This window comes from Streptomyces griseorubiginosus, from assembly GCF_017614965.1.
In the GTDB taxonomy this organism is placed as follows: Bacteria; Actinomycetota; Actinomycetes; order Streptomycetales; family Streptomycetaceae; genus Streptomyces; species Streptomyces griseorubiginosus_B.
The window spans coordinates 1-13,983 of record NZ_WVUG01000237.1; the positions used below are offsets into that span (position 1 = coordinate 1).

The window sequence follows — 13,983 nt, forward strand, 5'->3', positions numbered from 1 at the left end:
GGCCGGGTCGGCGTCCTCGTGCTCCAGCTTGTTGATGAAGCTGATCTGCCGACGGACCAGGTTCTGGTTGCGGCGGCCCAGGCTGACCAGGGAGTCGGTGGCGTTGCGGCGCAGCACGGCCTGTTCGCCGGCGCGGTCCTCATCATGGCGCTGTGGTGGTGGCAGCAGCTGCGCGCCGAACGGCCGCTGGTGGACCTGCGGCTGGTCTCCCGGCCCTTGGTGGGCCTGCCCCATGTGGCGGCCCTGCTCACCGGATTCGCCTTCTACGCCAACTCCCTGGTGACCGCCCAGCTGGTCCAGGCGCCCAAGGCCACCGGATACGGCCTCGGGCTCTCCATCGTGCAGACCGGTCTGTGCCTGCTGCCCGGCGGCGTCACCATGCTGCTGCTCTCCCCCGTCTCGGCCCGCATCTCCGCGGCGCGCGGCCCACGGATCACACTCGCGCTCGGCGCCGCGGTCATCGCCTGCGGCTACGTGGTGCGCATCGCCGACAGCCGCGACCTGTGGATGATCATCCTGGGCGCGACGGTCGTGTCGACCGGCACCACCCTCGCCTACTCGGCCCTGCCCACCCTGATCCTGCGCGCCGTCCCGGCCGAGCAGACCGCGTCCGCCAACGGCGTCAACGTCCTGATGCGCACCATCGGCCAGGCCACCTCCAGCGCCGCTGTCGCCGCCGTCCTGGTGCACCACACCAGCCCGGTCGGCGGGCTGCCGGTGCCGACCCTGCACGGCTATCTGATGGCGTTCGCGATGGCGGGCGCGATCGCGCTGGCCGCCGCCGCGACGGCGCTGACCATCCCCGGCGACTCCGCCGACGGCGGGACACGCCGGGCCCGCGGCCGCACCCGGGGCTCACGGGACGAGGCGCTGGAGGGAGCATGAGTGTCGTGAGCACTCCCCCCACCGCCTCCGCTCCCGCCCGCCGCGACGCCGAGGCCACCAAGGCGGCCATCCTCAAGGCCGCCCGCCATCTGCTGGCCCGGCACGCCCACGCCGACATCACGCTGAAGGCGGTCGCCGAACGCGCCGGTGTCAGCCCGCCGTTGATCCTGAAGTACTTCGGCAACAAGGACGCCCTGTTCGCCCGGGTGATGTCCTTCGAGGCCGACGCGGACGCCCTGCTGGACGCCCCGCTGGAGGAACTGGGCCGACACATGGTCCGGCTGGTCCTCTTCGGCCAGTCCCGGCAGGGCGCCGACCCGCTGCTGCGGATCGTCTTCGCGCCCCTGCACGGCGAACAGGGCGACATCCTGCGCGCCAACTTCCGTACCCAGGTCACCGAGCGCCTCACCGCCCGCCTCACCGGCCCCGACGCGGGCCTGCGCGCCGAACTCGCCGTCGCCGCCCTGCTCGGCCTGGGCGTGGTCTACGGCATCGCCCGCGGCACCCACGTGCGCGCGGCGGACCTGGACGACGTGGTCGACCGGTACGCCCCCGTCGTACAGCAGCACCTCACGCCAGGAACCCCGCCGTCGCGGCCGTGAACACCTGCGGATCGTCGAGCCACGGGAAGTGCCCGGCGCCGGACACCTCGACGAACTCGGCCTTCGGGAAGAGGGCGGCGAGCTCGGAGACGGCGGGGGAGGGGGAGTTGAGGTCGACCTGCCCCGCCAGGACGAGCGTCGGTGCGGTGCACCCCGCGAGGGTCGTGCGCGTGGCGTCCGGGTCGAAGGCGCCGTCCGCGGCGAAGACGGACGCCGCCTGCTGGTTCTTCTGGGCGGCTCCGGCGGCGTGGTGGGCGCGTGCCGTCTCGTCCCAACGGCCGTACAGGAAGGGCGCGACGGCGTCCCAGCTGTCGGCCGTCGCGCGTCCGGCCGTGATGTCCCCCAGGGCGGCGAAGGCGACCGGGAACCACGGCTCCTCCTGCCTGAGCTGGGCGGTGCGGCGCCGGATCTCCGGCGGGACCGTGATGCCGACGGCCGACATGCTCGGCGTCACCAGCACCAGTCTCGCGACGCGGTCCGGGTGCCGGGTGGCGTACAGCAGGGCCGGGTTGGTGCCGGCGGAGTGGCCGAGGAGGTCCACGGTGTCGAGGCCGAGGTGCTCGCGCAGGGCCTCCACGTCATCGACCAGACGGTCGCAGCGGTAGCTCGCCGGGTCCTCGGGCACGGCGGACTCACCGGTGCCGCGGAAGTCCAGCAGCACCAGTCGGCGGTGTGCGGACAGGCCGCCGAGGTCGCCCAGATAGGCGGACGCCTGCATAGGGCCGCCCGGCAGGCAGATCAGCGGCGGGCCCTCCCCGCGGACGTGGTAGGCGAGTTCGGTCCCGTCGGGCGCGATGAAGGCAGGCATGATCGGCAGCCTCGCAGCGGCGCCCGCGCGGGGCAACCGGTTAACGCAGCAGCCGGTCGAGGAAGGGGTTGGCGAAGACGCGGTGCGGGTCGAGCCGGTCCAGGATGCCCGCCGCCTGACCCCACGCCGACTCGCCGAACGAGGCGGGCACGGCCGTGTCCAGTACCTCGGCGTCGCTCCAGACGGCCTCGTCCGTGTAGGCCCAGCCCTTGGACCACTCCACCCGGGTCAGCGCGTGCTCCCCGTCGTAGGTGCGCAGCAGGAACCGCTCCAACTCCCGCAGGAACGCCTCCGCGTGCGGCGTGCCGGGCAGCGTCAGCACGTCCAGCCATACGGCCGTGTCCCACTCGGGATGTGCCGCGCTCTGCCGCAGCGCCGACAGCAACGGGGCCCGGGCGCCCGCCAGTTCGGCGTCCGCGGGATCGTCCAGGCCGGTGATCCGGATCTCCACCGAGCCGTTGACCGGGAAGCGGCCCACGGCCGCGTAGGCGCTCAGCCGCTCGCGGTAGTAGGCGGTGAACTCGCTGACCACGCGCTGCACTTGGGCGCGGGTTGTGAGCACCGCGTACCCGTTGGCGGTCACCCGCAGGGTCGTGGGCCGGATGTAGAGCAGCGTGTTCTTCGACGGCCCCCAGATGTCGGCCGACAACGTCGCCGTGAGTCCGGCAGCGGCCACGGTGTACTGCGCGGTGCCCAGCTCCGGGGCCAGATACCAGGCCGCCTCCGAGGTCATGCGCCCCACCAGGTCGGCGACCACGGTCGGGACGTTGTCGGAGAAGGGGTAGTTGTACGGCGACGTCACGCGCCGCGAGGTCAGCGGCCGGGTCGGTGCCACGCTCCACACCTTGAACCAGGGGAACTCCGTGAAGGCGAACCAGATCGCCTCCACCCGCCCCGCCCGTTCGAGGAAGCTCGCGAGGGTGCGTCCGTCGGACCCGGGCGCCGCGAACAGTTCCGCGGCCGGGATGTCCGTACGGCTCACGCACCGCAGGTTCACATTGGCCCCCACCCGCAGCACGACCTCGGTCACCAGGGAGCGGCCGAGATGCGTGAGCAGGGCGGCGCAGTCCGCCTCGTCGCGGTGGTACGTACGCAGCACATACGCTCCCGCGCCCTCGTCCCACACGACCGCCGTCAGCGACAGCACCAGATTGCTGAGCGAGCCGTACGTGTGCCCCGGCAGCCGGCTCTCGCCCTGCGCCGGTACGGCCGTGCCGTGCGCGTCGATGGCCAGGGCGCCGCCGAGCGTGAGGTCGCCGGGAGCGGGGGCGGCGGTGACACCGAGCCCGTGCTGTTCGAGGTAGCTGAGCAGGGCCTCCAGGGTGACTCCGGTGCCGGCTCGGACGGCGGTGGGGGAGTCGAGGGACAGGCCGGTCAGGTGCGGGGCGGAGTCGAGGAGGAGGACCTTCGCGTCCGAGGGCGTCCCCGCGGTGATCGTCAGCGGTGACCAGCCGTGCGCCGAGCCCCGGGCGCGGACGGTCCAGCCGTGCCGCCAGGCCCAGTTGACGACGTCCGGCACCTGCTCGGGGTCGGTCGGCGCGCAGGCCCACAGTCCGTCGGCGGTGATCTCGCCGACCCAGTTGCGGTACGCCGAGCGGTACAGGTCGACGTCCTCGGGGAAGTCCGGCAGCTCCTCGGCCGCGACCGCGGGATCGGCCGCGATCAGGACGGGGACGGCGGCCAGCGCGGCGGCCGACAGCAGAAAGCCGCGGCGGCTGAAGGACGGGTCATCGGCAGCGACGGAGGGGTGGTTGCTCACTGAACGATCTGTCACGGGGACACGCTAGGCGGCGGTTGACACGAGTCGACCCGCTGTTGCTGCGTGTCACCCATGTGAGTGAATGATCTCCACATGCTGCACCGGAGCGGCCCGTTCCGCGCACCGGTGTCACGGATGACAGACTGACGTCATGGACGAGCGCACTTTCGGTAGGTCGAGTCAGCACGCATCCGTCGTCGGTCTCGGGACCTGGCAGCTGGGCGCCGACTGGGGAGACGTCGACGACAAGGAAGCCCTCGCGGTGCTGGAGGCGGCGGCCGAGTCGGGGGTGACCTTCTTCGACACCGCCGACGTCTACGGCGACGGGCGCAGCGAGCAGACCATCGCCGCCTTCCTCGCCGGCCGGCCGGACCTGCATGTGCTGGTCGCCACCAAGATGGGCCGCCGGGTCGAGCAGCTCCCGGAGAACTACGTCCTCGACAACTTCCGCGCCTGGAACGATCGTTCGCGGCGCAATCTGGGCGTCGACCGCATCGACCTCGTGCAGCTGCACTGCCCGCCCACGCCCGTCTACTCCACCGACGAGGTCTTCGACGCCCTCGACACCCTGGTCGAGGAGGAGCGGATCGCCGCGTACGGGGTGAGCGTGGAGACCTGCGCCGAGGCGCTGACCGCGATCGCCCGGCCGGGTGTGGCGAGCGTGCAGATCATCCTCAACCCGTTCCGCATGAAGCCGCTGCGCGAGGTGCTGCCGGCCGCGCGGGAGGCCGGCGTCGGCATCATCGCCCGCGTCCCGCTGGCCTCCGGGCTGCTGTCGGGCAAGTACACCAAGGACACCGTCTTCCCCGCCAACGACCACCGCACCTACAACCGGCACGGCGAGTCCTTCGACGTCGGCGAGACCTTCTCCGGCGTCGACTACACGACCGGTGTCGAGGCGGCCGCCGAGTTCTCCGCCCTGGTGCCCGAGGGATACACCCCCGCCCAGCTCGCCCTGCGCTGGATCATCCAGCAGCCGGGCGTGAACACCGTGATCCCCGGCGCCCGCTCACCCGAGCAGGCCCGCGCCAACGCGGCCGCGGCCAAGCTGCCGGAACTGTCCGAGCAGACGCTCGGCGCGATCCGCGACCTCTACGATCGCCGCATCAAGGACCAGGTCGAGGCCCGCTGGTAGCGCCCGGGGAACCGGTCACGGCTCCAGGAGCAGCTGCCACTCCTGCTCCTGGTCGCCGGAGACCGAGCCCTGGTCCTGGGCCGTGAAGGCGTGGGTGAGCGACTCGCGCGCCAGCGCCACCGCATCCGGGGCGCCCTGCACGGTCACCGTCACCGCCCCGGACAGATGGCCCGGGCCGCCCGACGCGGGCGCGTCCGGCCGGTCCGCGGGATCGTGTGCGAACCGTGCCGTGTGGACCGTGACGTCCTCGTCCGCGGGTGGTTCCTCCTTCGCCTGCCCGAAGGCGGGCTCCAGGACCCGCACCACCGCACGTGCGTCGGCGGCGGTGGCGCCGCTGAGGGTGACCGTGAGCTCGGTACCGGACATGGGCGTCGGATCCCTCCGCTGGTCGTCGTACACCATGGCCTCCGTGTAACCGTCCCGTGATCGCCCAAACAGCGGCGGTTCGTCCCGGGGACGATCAATCGCGCACTTTGCGGGAACACGGAAGACGACGGTGTACGGGTCGAAGACGCCGGGAGGAACAGTGCCGGCCACGGAGAACGAGCCAGGTGTGAACGAGTGGGGGCGGCACGAGACCGACGAGGAGAGGGCCGACCGCAAGTGGGGTGACCTGATCCAGGAGGTCAGGGTCGCCCAGACCGGGGTGCAGATCCTCTTCGGCTTCCTGCTGACCGTCGTGTTCCAGCAGAAGTACGCCTCGCTGGAGGACACCGACAAGACCATCTACATCGTGACCGTGGTGCTGGGCGCCGCCGCGACCGGGGCGCTGATCGGGCCGGTCTCCCTGCACCGCCTGGTCTCCGGACAGAGGGTCAAGGCCGAGGCCGTCGAGTGGGCCTCCCGGATGACCTTCGTCGGCCTGCTCCTGCTGCTGGCCACGATGACCTCCTCCCTGCTGCTGATCCTGCGGGTGGCCACCCACAACGAGGCCGTGCCGTGGATCGTCACCGGAGTCGTCGCGTGGTACGCCCTGTGCTGGTTCGTGGTCCCGATGTGGACGCGGCGCCGTCATGCGCCGAAGTGAGGGCGAGCGCGCCGAGCTGGCGGTCGTGAAGGCGCGAGAGGACCAGCACCGAGACGGTGGCGCCGATCAGCGCGCAGAACATGTCCCACTGGGTGTCCCACACATCGCCCTGGGTGGCCAGGAAGGCGTCCGCGGAATGCCCGCCGACCACCGCGGCCAGCCACTCCAGCATTTCGAAGACGGCGCTGAAGGCGAGGCAGGCGCACACGGTCAGCGGCGCCAGCCAGCGGCTGCCCCGCAGCGGTGAGGTGCGGCAGAGCAGCTCCCGCACCAGCACCGCCGGGACGAAGCCCTGCATGAGGTGTCCGAAGCGGTCGTACGGATTGCGGGCCAGCCCGAAGGTGTCCCGCACCCAGTCGCCGAGCGGTACCTGCGCGTAGGTGTAGTGGCCGCCCACCGCGAGGACAAGGGCGTGCGCGGCCAGCAGGCAGCACAGCAGGTTCGTCAGCGGGAAACGCCGCCAGGCGAGCACCACGAGCGGCAGCCCGACGAGCACCCACACCGTCTCCAGGAACCAGGTCCCGCGCTCCCGCGCGCCCCAGGCCGAAAGGGCCATGCCGACGACAACGACGGTGGCGGCCACGGCGGGCAGATGCCGGCGGGGGACGGGGGAGTGCACAACAGCGGTCATGGGGGCTCCTCTTGGTCAGGAGCCCCCATGCTGGCCGAGCGGGGGAGCGGCGGCATGAGTACGGCTACTCAGCGCCGCCTGGGGGGAAGGACGCTCAGCCCTTCGCGCCGCGCAACGCCGTCAGGCAGCCGGTGATGGCCTGCTGGAGCTCCTCCAGGCGCTGGACCATGTCGTCCTCGACGAAGTCCTGGACGTCGTCGAAGGTGAGCTCCTCGAAGGCCTTCGTGGCCTTCTGCAGGCTGCTGTAGAACTTCGTGCGCCGTTCCTGGACGCGCAGTTCGGGATCGGCCTCCACGGCCTCGGCGACCAGGGACTTCATGGTGTCGTAGGCCTCGGTGGCCCAGTCGCCGGTGTCCTCGTCGTCCTCCAGCTCGTCGATGAGCGACAGATGCCGCTCGGCCTCCTGGCGCAGGTCGGCCGGGGCGTCGATGGTCTGCCCGGCGGGCGTCCTGACCTGGCCGGACTCGGCGATCTGGCGCACGTAGCCGATCCGGTCGGCCGACCTGCTCTCGCTGGCGACGGCCTTCTTCAGATCGTCCGTGCGGACCACGTCCCGCGCCAACTCGGCCTGCAGCTCCGGGTCTTCGCGCACCCGGTCGAGCAGTGCCCGGCGGGCCGCCCGGGCGGTGGAGGGGTCGGCGAGGATCGCGGCGCGCAGCGCGGTGGGGTTCTCGGCGACCTCCAGCGCCTTGGTGGGCCGGATGCCCTCGGCCTCGGCGGCCTCGGCGATGGCGGTGCCGCGCTCGGAGGTGGCGCTGTCGCGGGAGACGTAGTAGCGCAGCCACACGTCGGCGTCCGGCAGTTCCACGTCCTGGCCCGGCGCGAGCGCCTCGAAGTGCGGCACCATGCCGTCGTCGGCGGCCCGGTCCCAGGCCTTGTAGTAGCGCATCACGCGCTCCGGGGAGCAGCCCGCCAGTTCCGCGAACTCCTTCGCGGACACCTTCGCCGTCTCCTGTGCGCCCTGACCGCCGGGCCGTACGCTGCGCGCCACCATCAAGCCGAAGGCCCAGCCACCGGTCCGCGCGTAGACTCCGAACTCGCGCGCGTCCCGCGCCACGAGGTCGGACAGGGGCGCGGGGGACGGCTCGGACGTCTCGGCGGGGTCGATCGCCAGTGTCACCGATGACTCTCCTGTGCAAAGCTGGTCGGACTGCAAAAGCCGGTCGGACTGCGGAAGTGCAGACCGGCAGCCTATATGCACCCGTTGACGTCGCTTTGTGAGGCGTCGGTGGTGGCGCGCGCCGCGTCAGCCGAACGCGTCCCGCAGCGCGGGCAGCAGCGTCTTCTCGGCCCAGTCCAGATACGCCGGCTGCGACTCGCCGCCGATCTGCACCAGCGCGATCTCCCCGAACCCGGCCTCGGCATACGGCCGTACGGCCTCGACGAAGTCCTCCGGGTCGTCGCCGCACGGGATCGACGCGGCGACGTCGTCCGGAGTCACGAACTGCGTCGCGGCCTCGAACGCGTCCGGGTGCGGCAGTTCGGAGTTGACCTTCCAGCCGCTGCCGAACCAGCGGAACTGGGAGTGCGCGCGCTTGATCGCGGTGTCCCGGTCGGGGTCGTAGCAGACGGGCAGCTGACCCACCCGGGGTTTGCCCTCGCCGCCGTGCCGGTCGAACGACTCCAGCAGCCCGGCCTTGGGTTCGGTGGCGATCACCAGGTCGGCGAGCCGGCCCGCCAGCGCGCAGGACTGCTCGCCGGAGACGGCGATACCGATCGGCGGCGGCTCGTCCGGCAGATCCCACAGCCGGGCCGACTCCACGTCGAAGTGCGTGCCGCGGTGGTTGACATGGCCGCCCGCGAACAGCGCCCGGATGATCTCGACGGCCTCCTCCAGCATCTCGTGGCGCACGTCGACCGACGGCCAGCCGCCGCCCACCACATGCTCGTTGAGGTTCTCGCCGGCGCCGAGCCCGAGCCGGAAGCGGCCCTCGGACAGCAACTGCAGCGTCGCCGCCTTCTGCGCCACGACCGCCGGGTGGTAGCGGACCGTCGGACAGGTCACGTAGGTCATCAGCGGAATGCGCGAGGTCGCCTGGGCCGCCGCGCCCAGTACGCTCCACGCGTACGGCGAGTGCCCCTGCGAGCGCAGCCACGGAAAGTAGTGGTCCGAGGTCACCGAGAAGTCGTAACCGGCCTGCTCGGCCCGCACCACGTGGTCGACCAGTTCACGAGGGCCGGCCTGCTCGGTCATCATCGTGTATCCGATTCGTACCATGACGTCCGAGTCCCCTGCACCGGCGGCGGAAAACGGCCTCTCGATCCGGCGCGACCCACCAGGCAGGATGCCCTCATGAGCCCCAGACCCCTGCCGTCCAGTACCCCCGCCGCCCAGGGCGTCGACGCCACCGGCGTCCACGCCTTCCTCGACGCCCTCGAAGCCGATCCCGAGATCGAGCCGCACAGCCTGATGATCCTGCGGCACGGCCGCCTGGTGGCCGCCGGCTGGTGGGCACCGTACACGCCCGGGCGCCCACACCTGCTGTACTCCCTCAGCAAGAGCTTCACCGCGACGGCCGCCGGGATCGCCGCCGGTGAGGGCCTGCTGAGCTTCGACGACCCGGTGATCTCCCACTTCCCGGAGTTCGAGGCCGACATCACCGACCCGCGCAGCCGGGCGATGCTGGTGCGGCACGTGGCGTCCATGGCCAGCGGGCACGAGGACGAGACCTTCGAGCGAGCGTTCGCCAAGGACCCGGACGAACTGGTGCGGGGCTTCCTGCTGGTGCCGCCCGAGCGCGACCCCGGGACCGTGTTCGCCTACAACCAGCCCGCGACCTACACCCTCGCCGCGATCGTGCAGCGCGTCACGGGGCAGCCGCTGACCGAGTACCTCCGTCCGCGGCTGCTGGACCCGCTCGGCATCGGCGAGGTGGCCTGGCTGCAGGACCGCAGCGGCCGGGAACTGGGCTTCAGCGGGCTGCACGCCACCACCGACGCCATCGCCCGGCTCGGCCTGCTGTATCTGCGGGACGGGGTGTGGGAGGGCGAGCGGCTGCTGCCCGAGGGCTGGGTGGCCGAGGCCACGCGCCCGCACATCGACAACGGCGACGGTACGGCCGAGGGGGCCCTGTCGGACTGGCAGCAGGGCTACGGCTTCCAGTTCTGGATCGCGCGGCACGGATATCGCGGCGACGGCGCCTACGGGCAGTTCTGCCTCGTGCTGCCCGAGCACGACGCGGTGATCGCGACGACCGCGGCGACCGAGCGGATGCAGCAGGTCCTCGATCTCGCCTGGGAGCATCTGCTGCCGGCCTTCGGACCGGAGCCGCTGTCCGGCGGGGAGCACGAGGACACGGCCCTGCGGGAGCGCCTGGCCCGGCTCTCTCTGCCTCCGGTCACCGGGAAGCCGTCACCGCCCGAGCACGCGGGGGAATGGTCCGGTGCCGCGTTCACCCCGCTCGGGGGTGTCTGCGCCGAGCAGCCGAAGCTGGGCTCGGTCACGGTGACGGCCGCCGACGGCGGCTGGGAGCTGCGGCTCACCGAGGACGGCCACCCCCTCGACCTGCGCCTGGGGGCCGGCTGGAGCGTCACCGACGGGCCGCTGCCCACCGCGGTCAGCGGCGGCTGGAGCGACGCCGGCACCCTCGCCGTGGACATCGTGTTCCTGGAGACACCACACCGCCTGACCGTGACGTGCACCCTTTCGGACCGCACGTTCACGGCCCGCTGGCACACCACCCCGCTGCACCACCCGCCCCTGCGCGCGCTACGGGCGCCGCGGCCGTCAGCCTGACGACGGACTGAAGGTCCGCAGGAAGGTCGCCAGAGCCTGCTGGTTGGCGGAGGTGTCCCATTCGGCGTTCGGAGTCGTCCACCGCAGCGAGAACCCGCGGCCGCCGCCCAGCAGGAAGCCGCGCCCGAAGGTGCGCACCCGGGTGCCGTCGACGGTGGAGCGCCACTCCATGTCGGCGGCCTTGTGGCCCTCGTAGGTCGTCGCCTTGATCTCGCCGATCCGCTGGTAGCCGACCTCCTTCTGCAGCTCCGGCTCGACGTCGTCGCGCCACACGGCGACCGGGTCGGGGCCGAGGACGGTGCTGTAGGTGATCGCCAGCGTGCGCGGATCTCCGCTCGCGCCGAAGGTCACGCGGTACGACAGGTTGCCCACACGATGGGTGTTCACCCGCTTCCAGCCCTTGGGGAGGTCGACGGAGAAGCCCTCCGGCGCGGAGTAGCGGACGAAGGCCTGCGGCTGGGCCGAGGCCGAGGGCGACCCCGAGGGAGAGGGCGAGATCACCGACGCCGACGGGGACGTGGAGGGGGCCGCCGAGGCGGAGGGAGCCGTCGTGCCGTCCGTGCGGCTCTCGGGCGCGGAGAGGGAGGGGGAGGGCCGGGGCGCGCTCTCGGACGAGGAGGTGCCGAGGCCGGGCAGCCGGTGGGTGGCGGCCAGCGCGGCGACCGCCACGGTGACCACGGCCAGGGCGGTGCCGGCCGCCATGGCGCGCCTGCCCCACGGCGGGGCCGCGTGCCAGGCGGCGGTGTAGTTGCCGCGCAGCCGGGGCCGGGGCACGCTCTCCGCGAGCGTGTCGGGATCCTCGGTCAGGACCCGCTGGAGGGCCTCGCGGACCACCGGACGGGTCAGCCGTTCCCGGGAGTTCTTGCGCAGCAGGCCCAGCACGGTCTGGGTGAGCGGGCCCGCGTGCACCGGCGTGCGCAGCGGCAGGCGGTCCACGCCCTTCAGCGTGGCCTCGGGCCGGTCCCGGTCCCGGAACGGCGGGCGGCCCTCGACCATGGTGTACAGGATCGCGCCGAGCGCCCAGAGGTCCGCCGCGGGCCCGATCCGCTCGTCCCGGGCCTGTTCGGGGGAGGCGTACGACGGCGCCGTCAGCCGGGGCGCCAGGGTGGCGCCGGCCAGGCCGAAGCCCGTGACCACGACCGAACCCCGGTCCCGCACGAACACCTGCCCGGGGCTGAGCTCGCCGTGGGTGATGCCCTGGCCGTGCGCCGCCTCCAGCACGTCCAGCAGCTCCAGGCCGATGCGGGCCGCCCGCACATAGTTGAACGTGCCTTCCTGGGCGAGGAGTTCGCCGAGCGGCGTGCCCTCGATCCACTCGGTCACGATCCACAGGGTGCCGTTCTCCTCCACGGCGTCGACGACGGTCGCCACCGCGCCGGGACACAGCTGTCCCATCGTCTCGGACATACGGATGATGCGGGCGGTGGTGCGCTGCGCGGAATCGTTGTCAGGGTCCGCCCGGAAGTCGATCTGGGTGAGCAGATAAGGACGCTGGGCGGCGCCGTCGGCGGCCTTGCCGTACCAGCAGACCCGGTTCGCCTCGCGGTGGACGACGTCGACGAGCCGATACCTTCCGGCAACCAACTCGTGCGTGAAGACATGCGCCTTGACCATGGTCATCCCTCGCTGAACCCCTGGCTCTCACCTTTCACAAGAGGTACGAGGAGTGCGCCGGTGCGTGTTCAATGCATCCTCAACTCACCGGCGTGCGCCCCTATTTGTTCATGCGCTGTTGGGGGAATTCCGGAAGTGCCCTACGCCTGACCCCAATTCGAGACGGTATATGTTCCCGCCGGTAACTCCCCCTCGGCGTCGAAAATCAGTGCTGCTGGGCCTTCTGCGGCGTCGCCTCGCTCGGCCGTACGACCGCATAGCCGTCGCCCTGCAGCATCAGCTGCACCGCCTCGCCCGAGCCGCCGCGCAGCATCGAGCCGATGGACTGCGAACGGTGCAGGGAGGTCTGCAGACCGGCCGTCCAGCCGACCACCGCGTCCGTGTCGACGTACACCGGGTACTGCGGAGAGACCGGGATGACCAGCGGGTTGCCCTCGCACACCAGGCCCAGCCTGCCCTGCCCGCTGAAGACGCTGTTGAACAGGCCCCCACCGGCGATGCCCGCGCCCTTGACGGTCGCTATCCGGTACGACAGGGAGGCGTCGAAGCACAGGACGTTGCGGCCGTTGACGGTGAACTCGTCACCGGGGTCGACGTCGACGATGAAGCAGTTCTGCGCCTCGTGCGCGAACCACGCCTCACCCTGTCCGCGCACCGACATCAGCGGCAGTCCCTCACCGGTGACCGCGCGCTTGAGCATGCCGCCCACGCCCTGGCCCTTGCGCTCGAACTGGAGGCTGCCGCGGTAGGCGATCATCGCGCCCTGACGGGCGAGCATCTCGCCGTTGACCGCGTACTTGATGCACTTGGCGTTCTCGACCGACATACCCGCCTGGGTCGCCGGCTGGACCATGTGCTCGCTGGAAAAGAGGGAACCCTTCATGCGGGCATCCTGTCCCGGAGCCGTTCATTCCGCCAAGATCACGACGGGTACGGGTTTTCGGTGGTCAGGCGCCGAAGAGCTGTGTCCAGTACGTCCCCTTGGGGCCGCCACCGGCGAACCCGACACCGATGTGGGTGAAATCGGGCTTGAGGATGTTGGCGCGGTGGCCCGGGCTGTTCATCCAGCCGTCCACGACCTCGGCCGGGGAACGCTGACCGCAGGCTATGTTCTCGCCGATCGTGCGGCGGGTGGAGCCCGCGGCGGCCGCCCGGTCCCAGGGCTGACGTCCCTCCGGGGAGGTGTGGGAGTAGAAGGCGCGGGCCACCATGTCGGCGCTGTGCGCCTGCGCCGCGGCCGAAAGGACGGGATCGACGGCCAGGGGAGGCAGGCCGGCCCCGGCGCGCTCGCGGTTGGTGCGTTCGACGACCTCCGTGGCCGTGCGGGTCAGGTCGCCGGGTGTGAAGGGCCTCGCCCACACGGCGGTCCAGAAGGCGTCGCCGGAGCGGGCGTGTTCGACGCTCGCGTGGGTGAAGGCCGGGTCGAGCAGCGTGCGGCGGGACTGTTCGTCGCCCAGCACGTAGTCGATGAACTCGGAGGCGGTGCGCGGGCCGGAGACCAGGTGCTCGCCGACCGTGATGTACGGGTATCCGGCTGCTGTCACCCGCTGGTACAGCGAGACGCCGTCCGGCGCCTCGACTCCGAGCCGCCCGGCGGCGGCCATGGCGGCGGCGTGGGCGTGCGCGGCGGTGGTAAGGCGGGGATCAGGGGAGACGGGAGGGCAACCGGCCGTCGCACGGGCGGTGTTGACGAGGGTGAGCCAGCCGTCCGGGTCGGGGGAGGAGCGGGGTGGTGGGAAGGGCGCTGACGGAGTGGCGCGCGTGGGCGAGGGCAGCGGTGCGGAGG

Annotated in this window: 14 protein-coding genes; 5 read left to right on the plus strand and 9 right to left on the minus strand. The window is 71.9% G+C overall.

All coding sequences use genetic code 11. From position 1 onward, the window contains the following. A partial coding sequence (locus GRC12_RS32250; protein ID WP_208783081.1) for an MFS transporter occupies positions 1-885 on the plus strand: 885 nt, incomplete at its 5' end. Continuing rightward, complete coding sequence (locus GRC12_RS32255) at positions 882-1,487, plus strand: TetR/AcrR family transcriptional regulator (RefSeq protein WP_208783082.1); 606 nt, start codon at positions 882-884, stop codon at positions 1,485-1,487. The genes GRC12_RS32250 and GRC12_RS32255, both read left to right, overlap by 4 nt. Here the strand turns inward: GRC12_RS32255 and GRC12_RS32260 are convergent. Then, the gene (locus GRC12_RS32260; RefSeq protein WP_208783083.1) at positions 1,456-2,295 is read right to left on the minus strand and encodes an alpha/beta fold hydrolase; all 840 of its coding nucleotides are present in this window, start codon (positions 2,293-2,295) and stop codon (positions 1,456-1,458) included. The two genes, GRC12_RS32255 and GRC12_RS32260, sit on opposite strands and share 32 nt — an antisense overlap. Before the next feature lie 40 nt (positions 2,296-2,335). Further along, positions 2,336-4,069: a cholesterol oxidase substrate-binding domain-containing protein gene (locus GRC12_RS32265; protein WP_308286684.1), complete on the minus strand. Its 1,734-nt coding sequence runs from the start codon at positions 4,067-4,069 to the stop codon at positions 2,336-2,338. Positions 4,070-4,205: 136 nt separating this feature from the next. On the opposite strand from GRC12_RS32265, the gene GRC12_RS32270 reads away from it, so the two are divergent. Next, entirely contained in the window at positions 4,206-5,189 is a 984-nt protein-coding gene (locus GRC12_RS32270) for an aldo/keto reductase (protein ID WP_208783084.1), read from the plus strand. A gap of 15 nt (positions 5,190-5,204) precedes the next feature. Here the strand turns inward: GRC12_RS32270 and GRC12_RS32275 are convergent, their stop codons facing one another. Beyond that, on the minus strand, positions 5,205-5,555 hold the full coding sequence (locus tag GRC12_RS32275; RefSeq protein ID WP_208783086.1) for a hypothetical protein: 351 nt from the start codon (positions 5,553-5,555) through the stop codon (positions 5,205-5,207). A gap of 187 nt (positions 5,556-5,742) precedes the next feature. Here GRC12_RS32275 and GRC12_RS32280 point away from each other — a divergent pair, with 187 nt between their 5' ends. Further along, a complete protein-coding gene (locus GRC12_RS32280; RefSeq protein WP_308286685.1) occupies positions 5,743-6,216 on the plus strand; it encodes a DUF6328 family protein in 474 nt (157 codons plus the stop codon). Here GRC12_RS32280 and GRC12_RS32285 read toward each other — a convergent pair. The 3 genes from GRC12_RS32285 to GRC12_RS32295 all read right to left on the minus strand — a co-directional run bounded on the left by GRC12_RS32285 (position 6,137) and on the right by GRC12_RS32295 (position 9,065). Next, positions 6,137-6,847: a DUF2238 domain-containing protein gene (locus GRC12_RS32285; RefSeq protein WP_208783089.1), complete on the minus strand. Its 711-nt coding sequence runs from the start codon at positions 6,845-6,847 to the stop codon at positions 6,137-6,139. The genes GRC12_RS32280 and GRC12_RS32285 overlap by 80 nt on opposite strands. Positions 6,848-6,941: 94 nt before the next feature. After that, positions 6,942-7,967 (minus strand): hypothetical protein, encoded by a 1,026-nt coding sequence (locus tag GRC12_RS32290; RefSeq protein ID WP_208783091.1) that lies wholly within the window; start codon positions 7,965-7,967, stop codon positions 6,942-6,944. Positions 7,968-8,093: 126 nt separating this feature from the next. Beyond that, complete coding sequence (locus GRC12_RS32295) at positions 8,094-9,065, minus strand: LLM class F420-dependent oxidoreductase (protein ID WP_208783093.1); 972 nt, start codon at positions 9,063-9,065, stop codon at positions 8,094-8,096. A 75-nt stretch (positions 9,066-9,140) separates the two neighbouring features. Between GRC12_RS32295 and GRC12_RS32300 the strand changes: the two genes are divergently transcribed. Next, positions 9,141-10,583, plus strand: a complete 1,443-nt coding sequence (locus GRC12_RS32300; protein WP_208783095.1) for a serine hydrolase domain-containing protein — start codon at positions 9,141-9,143, stop codon at positions 10,581-10,583. Here GRC12_RS32300 and GRC12_RS32305 read toward each other — a convergent pair. The 3 genes from GRC12_RS32305 to GRC12_RS32315 form a co-directional block, all read right to left on the minus strand. Further along, positions 10,575-12,203 carry a serine/threonine protein kinase gene (locus tag GRC12_RS32305; protein ID WP_244374100.1) on the minus strand — a complete coding sequence of 543 codons (1,629 nt, stop codon included), beginning with the start codon at positions 12,201-12,203 and terminating at the stop codon, positions 10,575-10,577. The two genes, GRC12_RS32300 and GRC12_RS32305, sit on opposite strands and share 9 nt — an antisense overlap. 199 nt (positions 12,204-12,402) lie before the next feature. After that, positions 12,403-13,080 (minus strand): AIM24 family protein, encoded by a 678-nt coding sequence (locus GRC12_RS32310; protein WP_208783097.1) that lies wholly within the window; start codon positions 13,078-13,080, stop codon positions 12,403-12,405. A 64-nt stretch (positions 13,081-13,144) separates the two neighbouring features. Further along, a partial coding sequence (locus tag GRC12_RS32315) for a CAP domain-containing protein (protein ID WP_208783098.1) occupies positions 13,145-13,983 on the minus strand: 839 nt, incomplete at its 5' end.

What these genes read in the sequence shown, in the direction of transcription:
- GRC12_RS32260 (WP_208783083.1), bottom strand. Translation starts at nt 2,295, where the DNA reads ATGCCTGCCTTCATCGCGCCCGACGGGACCGAACTCGCCTACCACGTC.
- GRC12_RS32310 (WP_208783097.1), bottom strand. Translation starts at nt 13,080, where the DNA reads ATGAAGGGTTCCCTCTTTTCCAGCGAGCACATGGTCCAGCCGGCGACC.
- GRC12_RS32305 (WP_244374100.1), bottom strand. Translation starts at nt 12,203, where the DNA reads ATGACCATGGTCAAGGCGCATGTCTTCACGCACGAGTTGGTTGCCGGA.
- GRC12_RS32255 (WP_208783082.1), top strand. Translation starts at nt 882, where the DNA reads ATGAGTGTCGTGAGCACTCCCCCCACCGCCTCCGCTCCCGCCCGCCGC.
- GRC12_RS32275 (WP_208783086.1), bottom strand. Translation starts at nt 5,555, where the DNA reads ATGTCCGGTACCGAGCTCACGGTCACCCTCAGCGGCGCCACCGCCGCC.
- GRC12_RS32300 (WP_208783095.1), top strand. Translation starts at nt 9,141, where the DNA reads ATGAGCCCCAGACCCCTGCCGTCCAGTACCCCCGCCGCCCAGGGCGTC.
- GRC12_RS32295 (WP_208783093.1), bottom strand. Translation starts at nt 9,065, where the DNA reads ATGGTACGAATCGGATACACGATGATGACCGAGCAGGCCGGCCCTCGT.
- GRC12_RS32285 (WP_208783089.1), bottom strand. Translation starts at nt 6,847, where the DNA reads ATGACCGCTGTTGTGCACTCCCCCGTCCCCCGCCGGCATCTGCCCGCC.
- GRC12_RS32270 (WP_208783084.1), top strand. Translation starts at nt 4,206, where the DNA reads ATGGACGAGCGCACTTTCGGTAGGTCGAGTCAGCACGCATCCGTCGTC.